The sequence below is a fragment of the Alteromonas sp. BZK5 genome (genome assembly GCF_014349115.1).
In the GTDB taxonomy this organism is placed as follows: Bacteria; Pseudomonadota; Gammaproteobacteria; order Enterobacterales; family Alteromonadaceae; genus Alteromonas; species Alteromonas macleodii.
In genome coordinates this window covers 1-6924 of sequence record NZ_JACSOE010000128.1, presented here as the reverse complement: position 1 = coordinate 6924, position 6924 = coordinate 1, and the positions used below count along the sequence as shown (strand labels likewise).

Below are 6924 nucleotides of genomic sequence, written 5' to 3'. Positions count from 1 at the left end.
TTGCCACACTTATAAGTAGTAACCCACCTCCGCAGCCATTTATTGGTGTGGTCTACAGAGGATTATGTCTTTTTAGAGGGGAAAATCCCTAGAACCCCTCATACCTATAAACGACATCGTCCAGAGCAGACGTTACTGTATCAATTGGTCGAACGCCACTACCCAGAATTTCAGAAGCAGCTTTCACAAAAAGGGAAGTCGTTACCACTTCATGTGGTAAAAGAGTTTGAAGAGTTTCTTAGGTGTGGTCGGCTTGAGCATGGTTTTTTGCGTGTAGTTTGTGACGACTGCAAGCATGAGAAACTGCTGGCGTTCAGCTGCAAACGCAGGGGATTTTGCCCAAGTTGCGGTGCAAGAAGGATGGCAGAAAGTGCCAAGTTGTTAGTTGAAGATGTTCTTCACGGTTACCCTGTACGCCAATGGGTATTGAGTTTACCCATCCCGCTTCGTCTACTTCTAGCTAGGTATCCCAAACACTTAAGTAAAATCATGCAAATCATTCATCGTGCTATTTCTTGCGATATTGTGCATCGGGCTGGGTATCTTAAGAAGCAAGCAAACACAGGAGCGGTGACTTACATTCAGCGATTTGGTAGTGCACTGAATCTCAATATTCACTTTCACATGCTCTTTTTGGAAGGCGTTATCACTCAGGAGTGTGGACAGTCCAAATTCAAGTGCGTTAAAGCACCAAACCACAATGATATGGAAACCCTCGTGAATGTCATTAGCCATCGCATCGCGACCTACTTGGAGAAGGCCGGGCTCGTTCAACGGGATATGGACAACACATTTCTCGATTTACCCATGGATGACGAAGATAGTTTACTGCCCTTGCAAGCAGCCTCTGTCAATTACCGCATTGCTGTAGGACCAGATACAGGCAAAAAAGTCTTTGCCTTGCAAACCTTACCTGCCAAAGACGAACAACATTACGGTCAATTAGCTCAAATAAACGGTTTTAGCTTACACGCTGGGGTGTTTGCAGACAGCCATCAAACTGACAAACTGGAAAGGCTATGCAGATATATCTCAAGGCCAGCGTTAAGCGAGCAACGATTGAGTCTAACCGATTCAGGAAAAGTAAGATATCAACTGAAAACTCCCTATCAAGACGGTACCACACATGTCTTTTTTACTCCCTTGGATTTCATAGGCAAGCTCGCGGCACTGGTGCCAGTGCCGAGGCTAAACCTTACGAGGTTTTATGGCGTGTTTGCTCCCAATGCTAAGGTGCGTGCCGAGGTAACGGCTTCACAACGCGGTAAGAATAGCCCTCGCTTAGCAGAGCATCTGAAAGATTCAGATAAACCATACCATGCGCGAAGCATGTCGTGGGCACAAAGGTTAAAAAGAGTATTCAATATTGACATCACAGTCTGTGAGGCTTGTGAAAAAACCAACGTCAAAATTATTACTTGTATTACGGATCCGGCTGTTATCCATAAGATTTTGGCGCACCTTGACAAGCAGACTCTTCTTGAAGCAAAAAACGATTCTCTAATGCCGCCACTTCGAGCTCCACCAGCCACAGCCTCATTCAGTGACTACATCATTCAACGCGACTTCGATTTTGGCGCATGAAGCACAAAAAACAGACCATCACTTGAACATGCAACATGTTGAGGTAAGGGCTTTCACATATCTCATTGCGGATTTCAGTACCAAAGACCAGTTATATTGCGTCTATCTTGATGACAACTACTTCACTGATTCCTGAAAAGTACCCATTTGACACACGTGCAACTGGCCTTAAATACAGCTGACACAGTGGGTAGTACATAGCGTTAATATTTCTTATACTCTTAACCATATCACCCGGGCGGAATCGGCAGTTTACAGGAAGCTTTCCGGGGCCGGCATGATGACGAACTCAGGCTGCGAGTTGTCATCGTGATAATGCGAATTGCTGAATGTTCCGGCGCTATTTACCTTAAACCGGTAGCCGGCCTGCACACTCAATAAAAGCGGTTTCGGTCCCCCCAAGTGACAGCGTGAGATCATATCGACCGTTGGTATCGAATGGTACGGGTATTCTCGCTGCAATTGGCAGTGGTTTTTGTTCCCGTTTTGTATTATTCAGCGCTACCGCAAAGCCTTCTTTTTGCGTGGTCAGGAAGCAACCTTCAGGCGTTATACGCAAAGAAATATGATTGAGCGTTAACAATTGATCACGAGGTATGCAGATGCGACGATGAAAACCTTCCGGCCCCATGATCTGAAGATCGTACATTCCGTCCGCAGCTTTCCAGGTATCGCTATAACTTCTGGAACGAGCAATGGTAAAGCGTTTTGGAATGGCGTCTAAATTACACCGATCATACACGTGAAACACTGTCGCGCGGCTACCGGTATTGATAAACGTTATTTTCAGCGAGTCATCTTGTGCAGCAAACTCAACATTAATGTTGTACAAATTCTCCCGCTGTGGGCGGCGCCCTTTTTCCTGCGTTGGCATTGACATATCAGTTGGAATGGTTGGCACGGTACGCTCGGGTAATTCCCCAGCCATTTGGGCGTCATTACCTGGATTCGGAAATACCGGTAGGCTTGTGTGATTCGGCGTTTTAAAGTCGAATGCGTTGAGGAAATCACCGCATACTGCCCGGCGCCAGGCAGAAATATTGGGTTCAGTCACACCAAAGCGTTGCTCCAGAAAACGAATTACTGAGGTGTGGTCCAACACCTCTGAACTCACATATCCTCCACGACTCCATGGCGATATAACATACGCAGGAACCCGTGGGCCGAGACCGTAGGGGTTGCCCAGTAGATCGGCATGTTCCAGATTCTTATCCGCTGCAGAAAAATGCTGGTGGTATTCACCCTCTGTCGCTATCTGCGAGATGCCAGCGAACTTACCGTCTGCACCAGGAGATGGTGGGGCTGGTGGCGGCATGTGGTCAAAAAAGCCATCGTTTTCGTCAAACATAATAAACAGGGCGGTCTTCGACCACACCTCCGGCACGGCCGTGAGTGCATTAAGTACTTCGGCGATATAAGCCGCGCCCTGAGCCGGGCTGGACGGCCCTGGATGCTCTGAGCCTTGCGCTGTCGCGATTATGTATGACACTTGTGGTAACGCACCGTTGCTTACATCTGACCGCAGAGCGTCCAGCGCCCGGGTCGTTAGTCCCCGGCGGGCCAATTCGGGGTCACTGCCTGGCAGACCAGCAAACGAGTCCTGAAAGGTTTTGAAACCGACCAGCGGATTGTCAGTAAAGTTATCTGCCATATCCTGATAGATGGTCCAATCGATACCAGCTTCCTGTAAACGCTCTACATATGTTTTCCAGGTGTAAGCTTCCGGGTATCCGCCATTTTCAGGAAGGTTATCGTGAGAATTACCTATTGCCGGGCCACCATTTAGTGCGTTGCCATCATTCGTACCTGACCAAAGGAATAAGCGGTTAGTATTGGTACCCACATGAGCTGAGCAATGATAGGCATCACACAGGGTAAATGCCTCGGCCAGTGCGAACTGAAACGGTATGTCGTCGCGTTCGAAATAACCCATGGCATGCAGATATTTGGCATCCGGCCACTGGCTCATGCGGCCGTGATCCCAGGCATACTGTGCATCTGGCCAGGAGTGAGGGGTTCCTTCAACCCTCATATGGGCAAAGTTCTGACGGGTGTTCAGTGGGAACGGTGTCACCCATTCCGGTCCGGCTTTAGTGGTGTTTTGCTGCAGAAAGACATTTCTGGCCTGTTGCTTCTCTCTTGCCTTCGCTGGTGCCGGATAAGGGTCTGAAAACCCTCGAACGCCTGAAAGGGTACCAAAGTAGTGATCAAATGACCGGTTTTCCTGCATCAGGATCACCACGTGTTCTACATCGTTTATCGTACCCGTGTTCACTTTCGCAGGAATCGAAAGCGCCCGGGCAATAGATGGGAACGCGGCGAAGGCGCTGGTGGCTCCTGCGGCGGCGAGAAACTGACGACGGTTAATATCGGCCATATAAGTACCTTGAATCCGAAAAAATGCATTCCTTCGCGAGATGCGAAGGAATGCTATTGGCGTATTATGTCAATTTAAAGGCAGACCAGTTAAAAGTCTGCGCCTATTGTCAGTGATACGGTGCGGGGTGAACCCGGGTAAACGCTGTTGGTGCCTACACCAATGATGTATTCACGGTCCAGCAAGTTGTTGACGTTAAGACGAACATGCACCTCTTTTAGCTGTGGAACCACATCCGTGAAATCCGCCCCAATGTATGCGTCAATCACGTCGTAGGCTGGTGCAGACGCGGAATTTTCGAAGTTGATGTAACGATCACCAATGTGGCGCAAAGACAAGCCAGAGCTCAATGCATCTCCCATATAATCCACCGCCAGTGAGTAAAAGTTCTTCGGGCCACCGTATACGCGGTTACCCGCTACAATGCCTGACTCCGCATCCAGTCCGGTATCACCGGTACCCAGATACTCTGAATCATCATATGTGTAAGAACCTGACAGACGCAGTGCACTGGTTAGCTGGTAAGAGGCCAGCAATTCTACGCCCTGGCTTTTTTGACCACCGGCATTAATATAAGAGCCGTCCACTTCTTCCTTGTAGTCAATACCTTCCAGTACGCTGGTATCGAGCTGAACGATTCGGTTATCGAACTCGATATCATAGAACGTAACAGCGGCTTTAAAGTCACGGTTGTTATACCGCAAGCCTAATTCAATGTTATCTGAGGTCTCCGGATCAATGGTACCCAGTTCGTTGTTAGACAAACCAGAATCGATAATGCCCGGTACGATGGACTTGTAGTTTTCCGAGTACCCTGCAAATACTTCCAGTCCATCAATTGGTGTGGTGTATGTTGCACCCAGATAAAGCAGCGGATCAGAGGTGTTATCCAGCTGACCTGTGCGGTCGTCGTTGTAGAAATGATCGACGGTGGTGTCTACCTGGAATTGTTTTACACCAATACTGGCAGCCAGAGGGCCGAATTCAATGTTATCCTGAATGTAGTACATCAGTTCTTTAGTATTGGCTTCGGTCTTGTATTGCACCCAGTATGGAGTCTTGCTGAATTCAATGCTGGTTTGTGGGTTATTAATCAGATGCCATTGACGAGTGACATCTGCATCGTAGTTCTCATACCAGAAGCCGACGCGCAGAATGTGGGCGACATCCCCCGTGGAAAAATTATAAGACGCATCACCGGTCAGACCGTAGCGACGGTTTGAGTAATTCGAGGTGCGGTAAGAGCTGACTGGTTCAACATTGCCCTCATAACATTCAGGATCCTTTGCCGCACTTAAGCCAAATCGACCCGTACAGTTGCTCATCACTGTTCCTGGTATAGTAGTGCCGGCGTTTACAAAGAAAAAATCATCGCCATTATAATCGCCGTAAAGCGTATCGCCGGATAATTCAGCGGTTAATGTGCCGTCGCCATCTACATCGGTTACGTAAGGTGGGATCCAGTCGCCGCGGCCTTCCATACGGTGGAAGTAAGCGGAGGTGTTAAAAGCGAAATCACCAAAATCTCTATCCAGTTTCAGGCTATAAAAACGGTTATCTCGCAGAGCTCGCCAGCCGTTACGGTTGTTCTCATCCAGGCTTGGCAGACCAGTCCAGTTGGCGTGCAGGGCATCATGGCGAGGATTCTCGGCGAACTGTTCAAGGGATATATACTCGTACTCGTTTTCGTTAGAATCGTTATACGTTGCAAATGCAGTGATGTTATAGCCGTTGATTTCGCTGATGAGCTTACCGGTCAGGTAATCTTTTTCGGTCGTGGCTGCGTTATCCCACACGTCCTTGTTTTCAGAGGATGAGCCACTGATGAAAAAGTATGTATTTTCAGCAATTTCACCAGAATCGTAGCGGAAACGGAATTTGCTGGCATCCTGATCTCCAGCCATGTAATAAAGGCTGACGTTTTGTTCCGACATTGGGTCAGTCGTGATGAAGTTTAGCGTACCGCCAAGGGCTTCATTGGAACGTGAACTGATATCGGCGGTACCCTGACTCACCTCAACGGTTTCAAGATCGAATACGTCAATAAATTTGTTGGCTTTACTACCCCCCCCGTAGCCTGAGCCACCGTTTGGCAAGCCATCCAGCGTGGTACCAATCTGGCCATTACTGGTATTAAAGCCCCGCATTCGGATGTTGGTCATCCAGTCTGAAGAACCGAAAGTATCAGCTTCCTGAACGATAACGCCTGGCAGTTCCTGTACCACAGTGTTTACCGAGGCATTCGCTGGACGACGTGAAATCATATCCATTGAAACAGTGTTTGAGGCAAACGTTTGTTTCTGACCAATAACAACAATTTGCTCAGGTTTCTGTGTTTTTTCCTGTTGTTCAGGATTGTTCTGGGCAGTAGCCACCGATGTTGCCATTGCAAGCATTAGTGGTGAAAGCGCAAAGCAGCCAGGCTTTTTCATTTCAGTTCCTTGTGTATGGGATTTATGTATGACTGTGAATGTCGGAAAGGTCACGCTCGACATTTAGGGTGGTCAGATTAGGCCTGAAATATGACAATTCTTGTGAATATTTGTGACATTTTGTGGTTTTGTGTGGCTTTTCGTTGAGTGTGCTCGGGAACCGGATATACTTATTGCCATAATATAAAAGGGGCTTCTATGGCAGACTGACAAACAGCAATTCTTGAGTTGGTGGAGTTACACCGGTCAATGTCCGTGTCAAAGCTATCCAGACAGTTTGCGGTGTCTGAAGAAACTATTCGGCGTGATATTAAGCTGTTAGCGTCTTCTGGTCGGGTAGAAAAAATTCATGGTGGGGTGCGTTTACCGGCAACCCGGCTGGAGCCGCCTTACTGGCAACGGGTTAACAGTAATGCCGGAGTTAAAAAGCGTATTGGGGTTCTAGGGATTTTCCCCTCTAAAAAGACATAATCCTCTGTAGACCACACCAATAAATGGCTGCGGAGGTGGTTTACTTTCAGCTTGGAGCCT

Annotated in this window: 4 protein-coding genes; 2 read left to right on the top strand and 2 right to left on the bottom strand. The window is 48.0% G+C overall.

Annotated elements, in window-relative coordinates:
- The first annotated feature begins 84 nt into the window (after positions 1-84).
- On the top strand, positions 85-1584 hold the full coding sequence (locus BIZ39_RS19695; protein WP_187447815.1) for a transposase: 1500 nt from the start codon (positions 85-87) through the stop codon (positions 1582-1584).
- A gap of 349 nt (positions 1585-1933) precedes the next feature.
- Here the strand turns inward: BIZ39_RS19695 and BIZ39_RS19690 are convergent, their stop codons facing one another.
- Positions 1934-3961, bottom strand: coding sequence for a phosphocholine-specific phospholipase C (locus BIZ39_RS19690; protein WP_187447814.1), 2028 nt, complete (start codon positions 3959-3961; stop codon positions 1934-1936).
- 89 nt (positions 3962-4050) lie between these two features.
- Positions 4051-6393 carry a TonB-dependent receptor gene (locus BIZ39_RS19685; RefSeq protein WP_187447813.1) on the bottom strand — a complete coding sequence of 781 codons (2343 nt, stop codon included), beginning with the start codon at positions 6391-6393 and terminating at the stop codon, positions 4051-4053.
- A 219-nt stretch (positions 6394-6612) separates the two neighbouring features.
- Here BIZ39_RS19685 and BIZ39_RS19680 point away from each other — a divergent pair, with 219 nt between their 5' ends.
- Positions 6613-6864: a DeoR family transcriptional regulator gene (locus BIZ39_RS19680; protein ID WP_286715962.1), complete on the top strand. Its 252-nt coding sequence runs from the start codon at positions 6613-6615 to the stop codon at positions 6862-6864.
- Positions 6865-6924 lie beyond the last annotated feature (60 nt).